This is a genomic window from Marinifilum sp. JC120 (genome assembly GCA_004923195.1).
Taxonomy (GTDB): Bacteria; Desulfobacterota; Desulfovibrionia; order Desulfovibrionales; family Desulfovibrionaceae; genus Maridesulfovibrio.
Genome location: RDSB01000029.1, coordinates 24,574 through 38,643, shown reverse-complemented (window position 1 = coordinate 38,643; position 14,070 = coordinate 24,574). Strand labels below are relative to the sequence as shown.

Sequence of the window (14,070 nt, the reverse complement as noted above, 5' to 3'; positions counted from 1 at the left end):
GCTTCGTTATATGAATAGCCTAGATCGGTGACGAGCTTGACGGCAGACTTCCTAAATTCTTCTGAATACTCTCGGTTACTCATGACTGTCTCTCCATGAGCTGACCTTAACCTCTCGAAGACTGTCCGTCATCTATAGGGCACTTCAATCCGCATATTGTCCGCACGATTTCATAATTTTTCCCACCATAAGCAAAAGCCTCGCAATACTAGAACAGATTGTGAGGCTATACTTTTTTCATGGAGCCAACGATAAGAATTGAACCGACGGCCAAATGATTACGAATTATCCAGTAGAAAATATTTTAAAAACAATTCGTTCCCTCTTTGCATCAAATAAAATTATTTACCATAACCATTGATCCACCAATTGTATCGCTTTCTCCCCTACTCACCTTCAACTCACCTTTTTAGGTGAGTTGAATAGGTTTCAATGGGTAAGAACGGGTGTTAACCACCTGAAATAACATACACCGGATACGATTACGTATCCTCCGGAGCTGAAGGTCACAGGTTCGAATCCTGTATTGCCCGCCAGAATAAAAAAATTTAATGTCCCATAGGACACTTTAAGCCCTGTAAACACAGGGTTTTTTCTTTTCTGCTTGTCCCATACACTCCCATGCGGTCTGTGGACATACTCACCAATTGTGAGTACATTTGTGAGTATGGTGAGTACGTAGTTTTGGTCATACTCACAAAACACGGAGACAAGCATGCCCCTTACAGCCACACAGGTTAAGAACGCCAAACCTAAAGAAAAAATATACCGCCTCGCAGATCAGGGCGGTCTTTGTATCGAGATAAAACCTACAGGTAAAAAATTCTGGCGTTATCGTTATCGTTTTGAAGGCAAGGCCACTATGTTGGGTCTTGGAACCTATCCTGAAACAAGTCTGGCTGACGCCCGTCTTGCACATCTTAATGCCGCCAAGACCTTAAAGAGCGGACGGAACCCTAAAAAGGTCAAAGAAGCCAAGCAAGCCGAGACTCAAGCGCAAAATGATACTTTTGAGCTGGTAGCCAAAATGTGGCTGGACAAGAACCAAGAGTCATGGACGCAAAAGACCTACCGCACAAATCAGGGACGCCTTTCAAATCACGTTTTCCCATATTTAGGCTCTCAGCCCATTTCTGAGATTTCACCCAAGGACATACTTCGGATACTGCAACGCATTGAATCCAAAGGAACTATTGAGACAGCCCACAGGGTTGCTTCTTTGTGTTCTCAGGTTTTCAAATACGCTGTTTTCATCGATAAGGTTGAAAGTGATCCCGTACAAATCGTAAAAGGCGCGCTGCCTCCCGTCACGAAGACTCGCAAACATCGTGCGGCCCTGACCGATCCAAGAGAAGTCGGCAAGCTGTTACGCTATATTGAGGAATACACCGGACACTACATTGTGAAGCAAGCCTTGCGTGTCGGGATGTATACTTTCACCCGCTCAAAAGAAATACGCGGTATGAAATGGGAAGAAATAGACTTTGAACGCAAAGTATGGCGCGTGCCTAACGACCGCATGAAAATGCGTAACCATCATATAGTCCCTCTTTCAAGACAAGTCTTATCAATCTTTCAAGAGATTAAAGATTTAAATACCCCGTCTGAATATGTCTTTCCCAGCGTCATCAATAATTCAAGCATTCTCTCTGAGAACACACTCAATACCGCTTTGCGCCGTATGGGTTTTACAAAAGACCAGCTTTGCTTCCACGGTTTTCGAGCAACATGCACAACCCTGCTCTATGAAGCAGGATGGTCTACCGACTTGGTTGAACGCCAACTGGCACATGTCCAGAAAAACCAAGTCCGCGCAGCCTACGACCATGCTCAATACGTTGAGGAACGTACCCGAATGATGCAAAGCTTCTCAGACTACCTTGATAGTCTGCGTGACGGCGGAACTGTGATCCCGTTTAAGAAAAGAGCTTAACGCGAAAAAGGCTAACACGGGTCATTGACCCGTGTTACCTTAGAGGTTACATTATGATTAAAGGATTTGCCCACAAGGGCCTTGAAGCTTTTTTTAATAGCGGAACAACAAAAGGGATTCAGGCTAAACATGCGCCAAAGCTGGGCCGGATGCTTGACAGGTTGGATTCAGCCTCTGACGTTCAGGATATGAACGCTCCGGGCTTTAATCTGCATCCCTTGAAAGGAAACCTTGTAAATCATTATTCCGTAAAGGTTTCCGGCAATTGGCGATTAACGTTCAAATTTGAAAACGGCCATGCCTACGTAGTAAACTATCAAGACTACCACTAAACACGGAGGCAACATGCACGCCGCTACCCGTAAGCCGACACACCCCGGCGAAATTATAAAGTATGACTACATGGAACCGTTGGGACTGACTGTAACGGCCCTTGCTGCCCATTTAGGAATCAGCCGCAAGCATCTGTCTCAAGTCCTCCATGAAAAGACCAGTGTAACCCCTGTTATGGCCATACGCCTGTCACGGGCTTTTAACACTACCCCCGACCTCTGGCTTAATCTCCAGCGCAAGCGTGATCTTTGGGAAGCTGAACAGAATCCTGCTGCATTTGTGGACGTAACCCCGGTTCCGGGAGTTTTGGAGTTGGGCTGAGGATGCCCATCCTATGAAAATGTTCTCTGTGAACTATTCGGAATTTCCTAATAGTTCAATTCCGCCTCAGTTCATTGTGTAAATCTTCCAACAATCCGGGATTTCCGGATAGTTCAATCCCGCTCCAGATCATTTTGCAAATCCCCCAGCTATCCGGAATTTCCGGATAGCTGAATTCCGCGCCATTCATCACTCTTACTTATTGCCGTTCTCTTCCAGAATTTTTACTACCGATTCCTGAGTTTCCCGCAAGGATTGTGAAACGAATAGGCAAAAAGAAGCCAGATCTCCCTTGTCTGCCAGTTGCAGACATTCAAAGTAATCCTGACGGTTTTCATTGTTGATAACGGCAGGGAGATAACCGTTTTTCATAAACAGCAGGTTCATCAAAAGCCTTGCCCCGCGTCCATTTCCATCATCAAATGGATGGATACGTACAAAATTATAGTGCGCGATGGTAGCCATAATCAGTGGATGGATTCCGTTTCGCTCCTGCTCAGCAATCCATTCAAAAAGTTGATCCATTTCAGCAGCCACCTGTTCCGGCGCAACATAAGTATGAATCTCACCGCTTGGCGTCAAAACATGATTGGGATGCTTTTTGTATTCACCTGCATGGGCTTTTTTCTTGGTGCTCTGCCCGTCCGGTGTCTGCGCTGCTGTGTAGCTGACCCCATTCAGGATCAGGGCATTAATCTCTTTCATAAACCCAGTAGAAAAAGGCCGCTTGTTCTTGATGGCGTCCTGAAGCAAATCAATGGCCTCAGAATGATTTCTGGCGTCCAGAAAATCTTTAAGTGGCTTACCATTCACTGTAAGACCTTCGCGCAGGAAAAAGAGCGTTTCGCTTAAGGTCAAAGTGCTGCCTTCAATGGCGTTAGAATTATAAGTCCAGTCCACCTTCAACTTGAACTGGATCACATCCCACAAATTGTCTTGCGAGAAGCGTTTCTCTTCGATGGCTTTCTGCAAACGGTCGTTCTCGGCAAGGCTGGCCGTGAGGTCTGCGGAGTTAGGGATTATATATGTGGGGTTTATTTGCGACATTTTATGTTCTTGTTTTGTCTACTTTTTCGTAAATAGAAAAATTAAACACCATCCTCTTTAAGCAACTCTTTAATAAGATTTGCTTGAAAACTTGTCGAAAAGTCTTTCAAGGCAGGAAGTTCTTCAATAAGATTGACCGCATTGCTGATAAAATTTGGCAGTTTTTTACGCATCGCATCATATGCTTTCAAGTCTATAGACTTATTTTTATTTATAAAGTCGTCATTTTTCGACAGGTTGATTCTAATACAATCTATATCAGAATCTATAAAATCAATTGGAACTAAGCCGACATGTAAATAATACCTACCATATACAATACAGAGCAAAGCTTTGTTGCAAAATTTTCCAGTAGTTATTTTCCAAAACCACCCTTTGTTGTATGAAGATTTCTCTTTTTTATTAATATATAAAGATGCCATTTTATCTTTGTAAAAGAATGAATCCAGCTCTGGACATTCAGCAACGGAAATAGGTATTGCTTTCCCTTCAGTTTCATATCCAGACATAGTTTTTTTTAGTTCTTTTACCATTGTTTTAAACCAACGTATCTGGAGTTTAGGTAACTCCTCAGCAGCACGCATAGCTTGAAGGTAAAATTGATTTTCTTCTTTTGGTGTTTTGCCTTCTAAGAATTTTTCTAGTGTCATTATATTGCTCATATATTTTTTTGTGGCTTTATCAACAGCTACTTTGTAATCATTTAAAGCAAATTTTAACGATTCAATATGATTTATGGCTTTTATGGATTCGTTAATCCATGAAATAATTTCTTTTGAGTATTGAATGCTAATATAAAGACAAATATTAGAGCCAGAAGATTTGTTTTTTAAAGTTTGATGACTTTGATCTATATTGTAACCTTCATTGTTCCATTTCAACGCTCTACCTTCTGGCTCTCGGCCTTTATTAAGATATACAAAAAGTAAATCTGTATGTTCAAGGTCGTATTTATCATGAATAGTCTGGGCATAACGAGCTATTTGCCCTTTTTGATCGACTGCATTTAATTTGTTTTCAACAATAATATGTCTATTTCCATCAGTGATATAGAGATCAACTTGATTCTGCTGATCATCGTCTTTGCTATCTATAAGGCTGTATTCTTTGCGTACCCTTGTTTTTTTATAGTCTAACCAGTCTTTATATCCTATAGCGGTCATAAAAATTTCTAGAAACAGTGTCCCTTGGTAGTGAAGGCCTTTGGGATTTAGTAGCGCATATAGATAGCGCGTGTGCAAACGGACTTCATCTGTGGATTTAAGTACCGTTGTTAAAATATTAAAATCGTTTATACCTTGTTTCTTTTCCCATTCTCTTTGGTCGCTAAAATCTTTATATTGGTCAAAAAAAGACTCCCAGAACTCTATTCCATTAACAGAGTCATTATTACACGCAATATCTGTCATAATTTATATACCTCACCATCCTCCAAGATATGCACATTCTTAAAATATTCAGTATACATATCTTTATGCTCCGTATGCATTGGTATGACTGTTCTTGGCTTTATAGATTCAACCAATTTGATCAAATCGTCCCGAACGGCATGTCCACTGGTATGGATAAGTTCAAATTTAGAGTTTTCTAATTTCTGCAAGTTCGCTGCATTCTCGTTAAAGTAGGAGGCTCCTTCGTCTAAATAGCCTGCCCATTGTGAATAGATCACTGTGGACGAATAATTGGGCAGCAGCTCCTTCACATAATTCAGCCAATAGTCACTCATCTTTAATACATATGCAGAAGGGGCTGCGCGGAGATCGTCCAAGCTCAGTTCATTCTCTTTTTTATATAGATCATATTTAAAATTACCGAAGAACTCGTGATGCTCTTTAATTCTTTTATAGTAACCAGAAGCTGGCTTATTCCTTGAAAAAACTTTCATATTATCCCAACTAATGTCTGGAAGGTTTGATGACATTTGCTGAGCGAGGCGCAATATCCATGCAGTATAAATATCAACAACGAGTGTTCGGCCTGTTCTTTTGGTTGCTCTGTACAGGGAAACTATCCGATCGATATTCTGAGATGAACAGCTAACAAGAACCAAACCTTCTTCCGATTTGATTGATTCAACCATTCCTTTTTCAACATCTGTTTCACTGGAAAAATCCAAATTATCCCGTTTCATCATCGTTCCTTCTAGAAGGATCGCGTCAATTCTTTGGGGAATATTCTTACATAAATAATCAAAAGTCTGAGACTTTCTTCCATGGCTTCTGAAATCACCGGAATAATAAATTCGCTTTCCGTCACCTTCGATAAGAAAACCAAAAGCTTGAGGAGCAGAATGGTCCACAAGATAAGGAGTCACAGAAATGCTTCCGACAGAATAAGATTTACCAGCATCAAGGCTGGTCTTGTTGTTGACCTCTAAAATTGGTTTTTCCAAGAAGAGACGCAAAGAGTTCATAAATTTCCAAGCTATATCACCAATATACAAAGGAACTTCATCAGGAAGATGTTCAATCAATCCATAATGATCTTGATGCCCATGTGAAATAAAAACACCATCAAACGAATCAATTGAATCTGGCAAAAAAGCAGGGGAGTCATCCAGTGGTGATCCTGCATCTAAAAGGATTCTTGTGCCGTTGTTTTCGACTTCGACACAAGAACCACCTATTTCATTTGTTCCACGATGAATAATAATTTTCATTAACTAGCCTGTGCTTTGAGCACTTTTTTAAAATCATCTAAAGTAAGAACACATTCTTCAAATAAGCCATACCCCATGAAAGAAGATACGGCGAAACGCACATCGGCATATTCCTGTAGCTTCTCGAATGAAACCTTAAATGCAGCTGAGTCAATTTCATTGCTCAAAGTTGACGATGAAGGATCATGGTTGGAAAAAAGAAAAATAAATTCAGGCTTAGCTGGCAAATGAGTAATTTCATTTTGGTTACCATTTTTTGAGAAATGGACTAATCCAAGCTCCCTTTTTTGATTGAACTGCTTGAGTGTAGTTGACGTAATATTTTCCAATACGCCATTGTTACGTAAGCAATTATATGTCTTATCTAAATGATCAACTAACCCAGATTTTCCTGCCAGGGCGTTATCACCATACTTAATTTCAACTATTGCCAGCTTGAGCTTATTATTGTTGGGATCTCTTCTTGCCGCTGAAACGCTGGGCCATTTGATTGCAATACAATCAAACTTAGTGGTGACATCCTCTGTTTTATTTTCAAACTCAATGTCTACGATGAAGTAGTCTGTTTTATTCGACAGGCTGGAATAGCTGTTCTCGCGTGAGACCAATTGTTGAAATTCTCGTTCATTTTTTTGCTGCCTAGCAAAATGAAAATCCATAGCAAGTTTTAATGATTGAAATGTCGAGACACACAATTCTGCTGTCTCTGCATCAGTAATCTCAGGAACGAGATCAACGTCCAAGTCAGAGCCCTTCAAATAGTTTTTATCAAATGAGACAGAATACTTTTCTTTAGCTGTTGCAGGTTTAATGGATGATAACTGTCCGCCTCGATAATAAATATGAACCTCATCATCTCTGATTTGAAAATCCAAAGTATGATCCTTAAGAACTCTTTCCAAAACAGGAGTTAAAATTCCATCCTTCAAGTCCGCAAGAAACAAAGAATTCAAACCTCTACTCATTTTTTACCCCGCTCATTTAAAATTTTGTGCAAGCTCAGCTAAGAGCTCCAATGTAATATCGTCAATATCTAAAATAATCCACGAAATATCTTCAATGGTTTCATCATAGTCGTAGACGAGATCCACTTCGTCAGTTTTAACCGAAATTAAAACACATGCTCCGTCAACTTCAATTGAGTGGGGTGCAATTAAATTATTACCAAATTTTCCTAAACATTTACTGTAATACCATTTATCCTCGACAGTTATAAACCAAACGGTTGCAACTGTTTGGCTATCAGGAGCCCGTATAGAAATTAGCTGAACTTTACCCTTCTTCAATTGTTCTAAATCATCGTAGCAGCAATTTTCCATCTGGAAATCTTCTTGCCGTAATCTTTCTTCTGTGAGTATTGGCTCGAGAGTGTAGCTACCCATTTTGATCGACACTTCTTTGCTACAATTGTACTTTTGATATTCTCCTAGACTAAAAATGGCGTTTAATAAATTCACCGTATGCTGTTGTAACAATTTCCTGTCCTCTTGATTAAAAATTAGGCTTAAAAATTTTGATTCCCTCCTATATATTCAGTTATCCTTCTCTTAAATTCACACTTAGACGATGAATAATTAAAATAAACATTAATATCAATGTGTTGAAACGTAAATTAATTTTTAAAAAGCAAAGTTGTTATTATGTGTTTCTTGAAAAATCAGCTCGCTGAACGTTCGCATTTAGGAAAAACTTAAATCTGAAAATTTGTCTTTTTCTGACTCAATCCGTCTTTATTTGTCCTTCCCTGTCTTTATCTGCGATTTTTTGGAATTATGTGAAACTGGGACCCAAAGACAAAAAAGGACAGAAAAAGACAAGAATTCTCACATCCTCTAAAAATAAAATTTGAACTGTTGCAAAATATGCAACAGTTCAAACCAGTTATTACCTCCCAAGCCCAGCTCCCCGGTCTCTGACTTTCTTAAACCTCCACATTAACTTTTTCATCGAGCGAACAATTTTTCCAACTCGCTCAATACTCTCTCCAATTCGGTCTGCAAGTCCCGGCAGCCTTGTATTTCCTGCTCCAAGGCCGCTATCTTGGCGTCTTGGGCGGCTAGACGCTGGGACTGGTCCCGTTCGATCCGGTTCATCAAATCCAATAAGCTCTGCTGTAATTCGTTCATGGCTTAATCCTCTATGTATAAAGCTGCGTCCCCGTGCTTGGTTGTTGTCGGATGGATTTTCACGCCCTTGGGAAATATGAGATATTTCTGTCCCTCCTGAACGTATGGTGAAATCCCCCAGTCGATGAGAATTTTTGATTTTTTCTGATTTTCCGTGAGATTTATTGATACCAGTTGAGAATTTTTGAGATTCGCTGATATTTCCTGCAATTTTTTGATTTCCCACTTCTCCCAGATCATGGTCCCTCCGATGATCGTTAGGCAGACCAGAATCGTGAGGACTATGGAGACCAACAACGGGATACGTGAGGTTGTTTTTAAGCTTTCTATCAAGCTTTCCTGACGGCTCCTGATCTGAATAACTTCTGCTTTTATAGCGGCTTCGATGGTACTCAGCTCGTGTCTCGCGGATTCCTGCAACTCGCTGCTCAAGTTCTGCAATTCTTCTTGAATTATCTGCTTTGAACTTTGCGTTTGCTCGTCCATTTGCTGCTTCATTTTCTCGGCCAAGCCCAGCGCGTTGTTTGAATTCTTCGGCTGTCCATGATTCTGCATAAAGTACTCCTTTTAAACGGATACGGTTGTTTTTGCGTTTCTGGGAAACGGTATCGTTATCGTCCTTCGGTATTTCAATTGTTATGTATTCCTTGCCCTTGCGCGGTACTGCGAAGCCGAACTCTTCCAGCGTATTGATAATGTCCTCTCGGTTATGGATAAGTCCGGCTTTGACGCCTTGAACAATGGCCTCGGTCACGGTGCGCCGGATTTCGGAAGCATTGCCGGATTTGTAGCTCTGAATTGAGCTGCCGGGGCTAACCAGTCTTGCGCGTTTCAGCTCATCGGGCCGCGCCCAGTTGCGGCGGCGATTTTGCAATTCGCACCATGGGTTGTATTGCTTTTCCCATCCCGGCGGGCAGGGATTGAAGGCCTTATCCGTGCGCAGCTCAGTGCGCGGGATTACGAAGTGCATTTCATGATGGCCAGCATGGCCGTGTCGCACCCAAAGGATGGAATATTGGTCCGGCTCCATCCCGGAGAATGCCAGCGATTCAAAACCGTCCATGAGCTTCTTCTCATCTTCGGGCGTGACCTTATCGCCCGGAGCCCACGAGAGAACGCCGGAAGTGTATTTCCATTTGCGAGTGGTGGTATCGATGAGGTCGCAGACGGAATCGGGATCACCGCGCAAAACTTCGGGCGGCGTGACCTTTCTTCTGGCGTCATGCTGGCCGGTCACATATCCGATGACTTTGGAACCACGTCCGACTCCGTGTCGGAAGACCTTCATAAGCATTTGAACTCTTCCCTGATTTCTAGCAGGACCAGCACAACCTGCGCGACCTCGGCATTCTTTTTATATGTATTAGCCCAACGGGCGATCTGGTTCAGGTTGTTTCCGATGCGGGCCAGATGGATGACCTTCTGCCTTTCGACTTTTGTCTTCCTGACGCGCGGTCGATTGAGCTGCACGCGGACAAAATCTCCGAGGCTCATGCCTTCCGCTTCAGCCTGAATTTTGAGCAAGTGCTTTTCCGTGGGAGTGACCCGCGTGTTCACGAATTCGGTGCGCTTCTCTTCATTCTTCATGGAGTCCAACCCTCGCAGAGAATGGAGTGCTCGCACGGCTCAAAAAGCAAGAGGGATCGAAGGGAGATTTCTCCCTCGCCAGTTCCCAATGTGAAACATTGGGTAAACTGGCTTGGACAGCAGATACGCATCAATCCATGCGCTTCTCGGTCGCTTTTTCCAGCTCGAATGACCGTCGCAGGGTTAACTCCATGGAAGAATTTGAGCGTCATGGAACCCAAAAATGTATAGAACTCTAAAATACGTGTCATAGACGTCATAGCCGTCATTCCTGTTTCATTATATTGATATTATTGCACTTTTCTGCGGTGACATCCGGTGACGCCTGATTCTCAGGTGTCACTCCAGCCGTCATTCTCGTATCTATCTGAATTTCTTTGTTTTTATCAGGGTCAATGACGCCTGTGACGGGTATGACGCCTTTTTCGGCAGGAAAGTATTGGGAGAGCGTTTTGATGATTTCCGGGGTGAGTTTGGCACCTCTTTCGCGGCTGTTGCGTCCGATTTCGATGCCCAATTCTTTGTAGCTCTTGCCCACCGCGTCCGCTTTCACATGGAAAGAATCTGCCAAATCTTGATTCAGAAATTCTACAATTTTTGAAGTCGGCAACAGGCTCTGATTCATATCTTTTGAAAGGGCAACGATGGCCCGCGCAACTCTGCGGCCGATGGTCGTAGTCTCCTGAAATTTGTTCCCGGCAGAGAGCAGAGTCCAGACCTGCCTTTGCTGCTCCTCAAGCCATTGCATCAACTGAATCGTTCTTTGAATCGACTCCGGGAGGACCGGACAGAGTTCGGATTTGCCTGCGCTCCAGCAATCAAGCATGTGGATGATCAGCGAAAGCTTGAAAAACGCACCGCGCAGTTTTGGAGCCAGAGCTTCAAACTGCTCCAGCTCCGGCTGATACCAGTGGGCCAGAACCTGCTGGTCGTACCACTCCTGCACCAGATCACGCGCAGCCTCTGACAAGCTGATAATTTGCGGCGAATCTTCCGACCCGAAATTCAAGCCCTGCGCTTGATGAATGAATCCATGAATAAGTTCCGCTTGCTCTCCATCGAAACTTTTGGATGTCCAAAGCGGCGGTGCTTCCTGCTCACAGCGAACAAAAAGGAAACGCGGCAGAAAGCCAGAAATCGTATCTTGCGGTTTGAAGAGGTTCGGCAGCAACTTCGGCTGGACCGTCCCGAAAATGGAAACGCAGGCGTGCGGAATATGCAGCCCTTCTCTAGTGCTGCGCGAAACCTTCCATGGTCCGCAATCATAAGCGGAAAGCAACCGGGCTTTATCACCTCCATCGCCGCCTTTATTGTCGTAGCGGCCAAGATCGGAGAGCAGCCCGGCCAATTCGTCACGATACCAGAGAACACCACGAGGATTTCCGGCCAGAATAGTGCCGAGGGCTTGCGTGGTGCTATCTTCAATATAGCTTTGCTTCCATACAGGACAGACCGGCTTATCCGGGAGGCTTTCATTTTCTCGCTGGGCGCGGGCGAATTCAGCTTTCCATTCCTTTAAATCCAGCTCGTATTCGGAAAGCTCCTGCTTATGCTTCTGGTACTCGGTCTGATCCTTTTCATGGATCGGCTTCATGATCGCAGCAGAGCAAGGGCTTTTGCCCGTGCCGGATTTGGCAACCAATGCCCAGTACAGGTTCGGGTGTGTTATCCAGCTTGGCTTCACTTCAAGGCCGCGAGTCCTGCCCACCGTGGCCCCGATCACCGCAAGAAAGGTGATAGCCGGAACCGCAAGCGGAACATTGTAGGCCGAAGCCGCGACATCGAGCGAATCCTCGATGCTGGGCGGAAGCACTCCATGCGGAAAAGAAGAAGGCGAAGGGAGCAAGCTGCCCCCTCCATAAGCCATAGACGCCATGTCAGACATCTATGCTTCCAGCTCTTCGATGAGTTTGTGGATGTCGCAGACCCGCCAAGCGGTTGTGCGCTCGGTAAGTTTTACAGGCTTTGGAAAGCGTCCGGTCTGGATTCCTTTCCACCAAGTTGTCTTGGAAACAGGAATGACTTTCAGGACATCAACAAGTCTTACAAAGCCCGTATTGGGCAGATGGTATGCGGTATGATTGGTTTCGGTTCGCATAGTTTTTCCTCCGTGTTTTGACGTTTCGGACGAGCCTACAAGAACCGGATTTGTTTGCTAGACGGGTAAAAGGGGTACAGGGGCTTAAATTGTAAATTTAAAATTTAAGCCCCTGTATTAAATGAGGATGTTTTTTAAGGGCAGGAGGGGTAAAATAGTCTTCTTTAACAGTTTTTACCCCCTAAGAAGACCCGTCTGTGTGCTTTACAGTGTCGGGAACGCACTTCCATGCTACACGATTCGCAGAGCCGAATTCCTTTTCATTCTGATCGGGGTAGTTCGATTTGATGCGCTCGAAAAAGGCATCCCTTTTGATCGTCACCGGATTAGATAAGTTGACCGTATTTTCGCGAATGATTTCACCCATAACTGAACAGGCTGCGAGATACCATTTTTTCCAACCGCTCTTGTTTATGATTTCTTCCTTCTCGGCCAGCTGAGTCTCTAAGGATTCTATTTTTGCTTTGTAGCCTTGCGAATCATCAGAATGCTGAACATCTGTTTCAGGCTTACTTTTTAATTCGGAGACTTCATTCCTTAGTTGATCCTTTTCGTTGATAAGTATGCTTGCCTCTTCTTTCAGTCGGTCCTTTTCACTGGCTAATGCAGCAACTTCTTCACTCAATTGATCGTAATCACGGACAAGCCCATCAGCCTCTTCTTTGAGCTGGCTGTTTTCCGTTATCAGTTCATTAATGACTTTATCCTTTTCTTTTACACTGGCAATGCCTTGATTAAGAATATCGCTCACTTTGATACGACCATACATATATAGCAGCATCATTGAGAAGAAGGCTGTTGCCATCATAAAAAAGGTAAACCTGTACGCTGACGCAGAGAGGTATGAAGGGGGATATATGAGCAGGCACAATGCGAAGCCGATAAAGAGCAACAGGAAGCCTGTGAGGTATCTTTTAACTGTTTTTAGATTTTTATTTGAATTTGACAAATTTATTTCTCCTTAGTTTATTTCTGGAATTTCAGTACCAGTTAATAAGCTGCGGCTTGCACGATTCAAAATTTCAAATCTTCGTGACCAAAAAAGCCGCGCTTGCAGCCTTATATGGATGCGGACAAAGTGAGTCAAACGACAAAGGACGTAAAAACTCTAAAATATGACTAACTAGCTGATCTAAAACGAAATTTAATTCAAAAAACAACTTCCGGCAGTGACTTTAAAAATCGTGAGTACGGCTGTGAGTATGCAAACTTTTTTGCCACAATTTTACAATTAATTACAGTACCTTATGAACTGTTTTGTTGTCCTGTATTGCCCGCCAATTATTTCAATAGGTTAAAGCAGAAAAAGGTGAATAAACAACAATTTTTACTCACCTTTTTACTAGCCTAATTTTTCAAGCCTGCTCACCTGAGCAGGCTTTTTTGTGCCTTTTTAAAGGCTCCAGCCTTCCCACAGGAACTAAAACGCCTCTGGAACATAGCCTATTGCCCCTGCAAATGCTGAAGGGTCGTAGCTCAATCCCTCGGAAGATCTCTTCAAATGTTTCAGCCTGAATATAACCGCATCCATGGAATACGGACGGTAACTTATTGCTAAACCCAAAAAGCCTCACAGTGCGACAACACACTGTGAGGCTTTACTTTTTCATGGAGCCAACGATAGAAACCACCACCGACTTACCTGCTGGTTACGAATTGTCTGGCGGAAGATCGGTTTTTCCGCCGCTAACGCCCGCTATTCCTTGACTAATGCGGCCTTCAGCTATTTCATGCCATTTTCCAAACTGCCGAAAACCACCTAAAACTACCGAATTTTGTACTTTGTACGCAGATTTGCGGACAGTTTGCGGCCACATTTTGCGTATACAACTTTGATGATCAGCCTCCCTGCTCCAAATAAAAATATTCATCGTCGAATAGCCTCCCTTCTCCTGCATATACATCCCGGAAAACCGATTCCGAAAGACTGCAAGTTGAAAATTACAAACTAGGCAGAGTTGTTTAT

General features: G+C 43.2%; 14 protein-coding genes. 3 read left to right on the top strand and 11 right to left on the bottom strand.

Features of this window, described 5'->3' with window-relative positions:
• Positions 1–715 precede the first annotated feature (715 nt).
• The 3 genes from D0S45_19280 to higA are packed head-to-tail and all read left to right on the top strand — an operon-like array spanning position 716 to position 2,587.
• Positions 716–1,933 carry a DUF4102 domain-containing protein gene (locus tag D0S45_19280; protein TIH12083.1) on the top strand — a complete coding sequence of 406 codons (1,218 nt, stop codon included), beginning with the start codon at positions 716–718 and terminating at the stop codon, positions 1,931–1,933.
• A 53-nt stretch (positions 1,934–1,986) separates the two neighbouring features.
• Positions 1,987–2,265: a peptidase gene (locus D0S45_19275; protein TIH12082.1), complete on the top strand. Its 279-nt coding sequence runs from the start codon at positions 1,987–1,989 to the stop codon at positions 2,263–2,265.
• Positions 2,266–2,278: 13 nt separating this feature from the next.
• Entirely contained in the window at positions 2,279–2,587 is a 309-nt protein-coding gene (gene higA / locus D0S45_19270; GenBank protein TIH12081.1) for an addiction module antidote protein, HigA family, read from the top strand.
• Positions 2,588–2,782: 195 nt separating this feature from the next.
• Here higA and D0S45_19265 read toward each other — a convergent pair whose 3' ends face one another.
• From D0S45_19265 to D0S45_19215, 11 genes are all read right to left on the bottom strand, one after another.
• Entirely contained in the window at positions 2,783–3,634 is an 852-nt protein-coding gene (locus D0S45_19265; GenBank protein TIH12080.1) for a Fic family protein, read from the bottom strand.
• Positions 3,635–3,675: 41 nt separating this feature from the next.
• A complete protein-coding gene (locus D0S45_19260) occupies positions 3,676–5,043 on the bottom strand; it encodes a hypothetical protein (GenBank protein TIH12079.1) in 1,368 nt (455 codons plus the stop codon).
• On the bottom strand, positions 5,040–6,293 hold the full coding sequence (locus D0S45_19255) for an MBL fold metallo-hydrolase (GenBank protein ID TIH12078.1): 1,254 nt from the start codon (positions 6,291–6,293) through the stop codon (positions 5,040–5,042). Before D0S45_19255 ends, D0S45_19260 begins: the two co-directional genes overlap by 4 nt.
• Positions 6,293–7,258: a hypothetical protein gene (locus D0S45_19250; protein TIH12077.1), complete on the bottom strand. Its 966-nt coding sequence runs from the start codon at positions 7,256–7,258 to the stop codon at positions 6,293–6,295. Before D0S45_19250 ends, D0S45_19255 begins: the two co-directional genes overlap by 1 nt.
• A gap of 12 nt (positions 7,259–7,270) precedes the next feature.
• Positions 7,271–7,768 (bottom strand): hypothetical protein, encoded by a 498-nt coding sequence (locus D0S45_19245; protein TIH12076.1) that lies wholly within the window; start codon positions 7,766–7,768, stop codon positions 7,271–7,273.
• Between the two features lie 409 nt (positions 7,769–8,177).
• The gene (locus D0S45_19240; protein TIH12075.1) at positions 8,178–9,713 is read right to left on the bottom strand and encodes a hypothetical protein; all 1,536 of its coding nucleotides are present in this window, start codon (positions 9,711–9,713) and stop codon (positions 8,178–8,180) included.
• The gene (gene mobC, locus D0S45_19235) at positions 9,704–10,006 is read right to left on the bottom strand and encodes a plasmid mobilization relaxosome protein MobC (GenBank protein TIH12074.1); all 303 of its coding nucleotides are present in this window, start codon (positions 10,004–10,006) and stop codon (positions 9,704–9,706) included. Before mobC ends, D0S45_19240 begins: the two co-directional genes overlap by 10 nt.
• Positions 10,007–10,271: 265 nt before the next feature.
• Positions 10,272–11,891: a DUF3987 domain-containing protein gene (locus tag D0S45_19230; protein TIH12073.1), complete on the bottom strand. Its 1,620-nt coding sequence runs from the start codon at positions 11,889–11,891 to the stop codon at positions 10,272–10,274.
• Positions 11,892–12,104 (bottom strand): AlpA family phage regulatory protein, encoded by a 213-nt coding sequence (locus tag D0S45_19225; protein ID TIH12072.1) that lies wholly within the window; start codon positions 12,102–12,104, stop codon positions 11,892–11,894.
• 181 nt (positions 12,105–12,285) lie between these two features.
• Complete coding sequence (locus D0S45_19220) at positions 12,286–13,053, bottom strand: hypothetical protein (protein TIH12071.1); 768 nt, start codon at positions 13,051–13,053, stop codon at positions 12,286–12,288.
• Between the two features lie 700 nt (positions 13,054–13,753).
• On the bottom strand, positions 13,754–14,002 hold the full coding sequence (locus tag D0S45_19215; GenBank protein ID TIH12070.1) for a hypothetical protein: 249 nt from the start codon (positions 14,000–14,002) through the stop codon (positions 13,754–13,756).
• Positions 14,003–14,070: the final 68 nt, after the last annotated feature.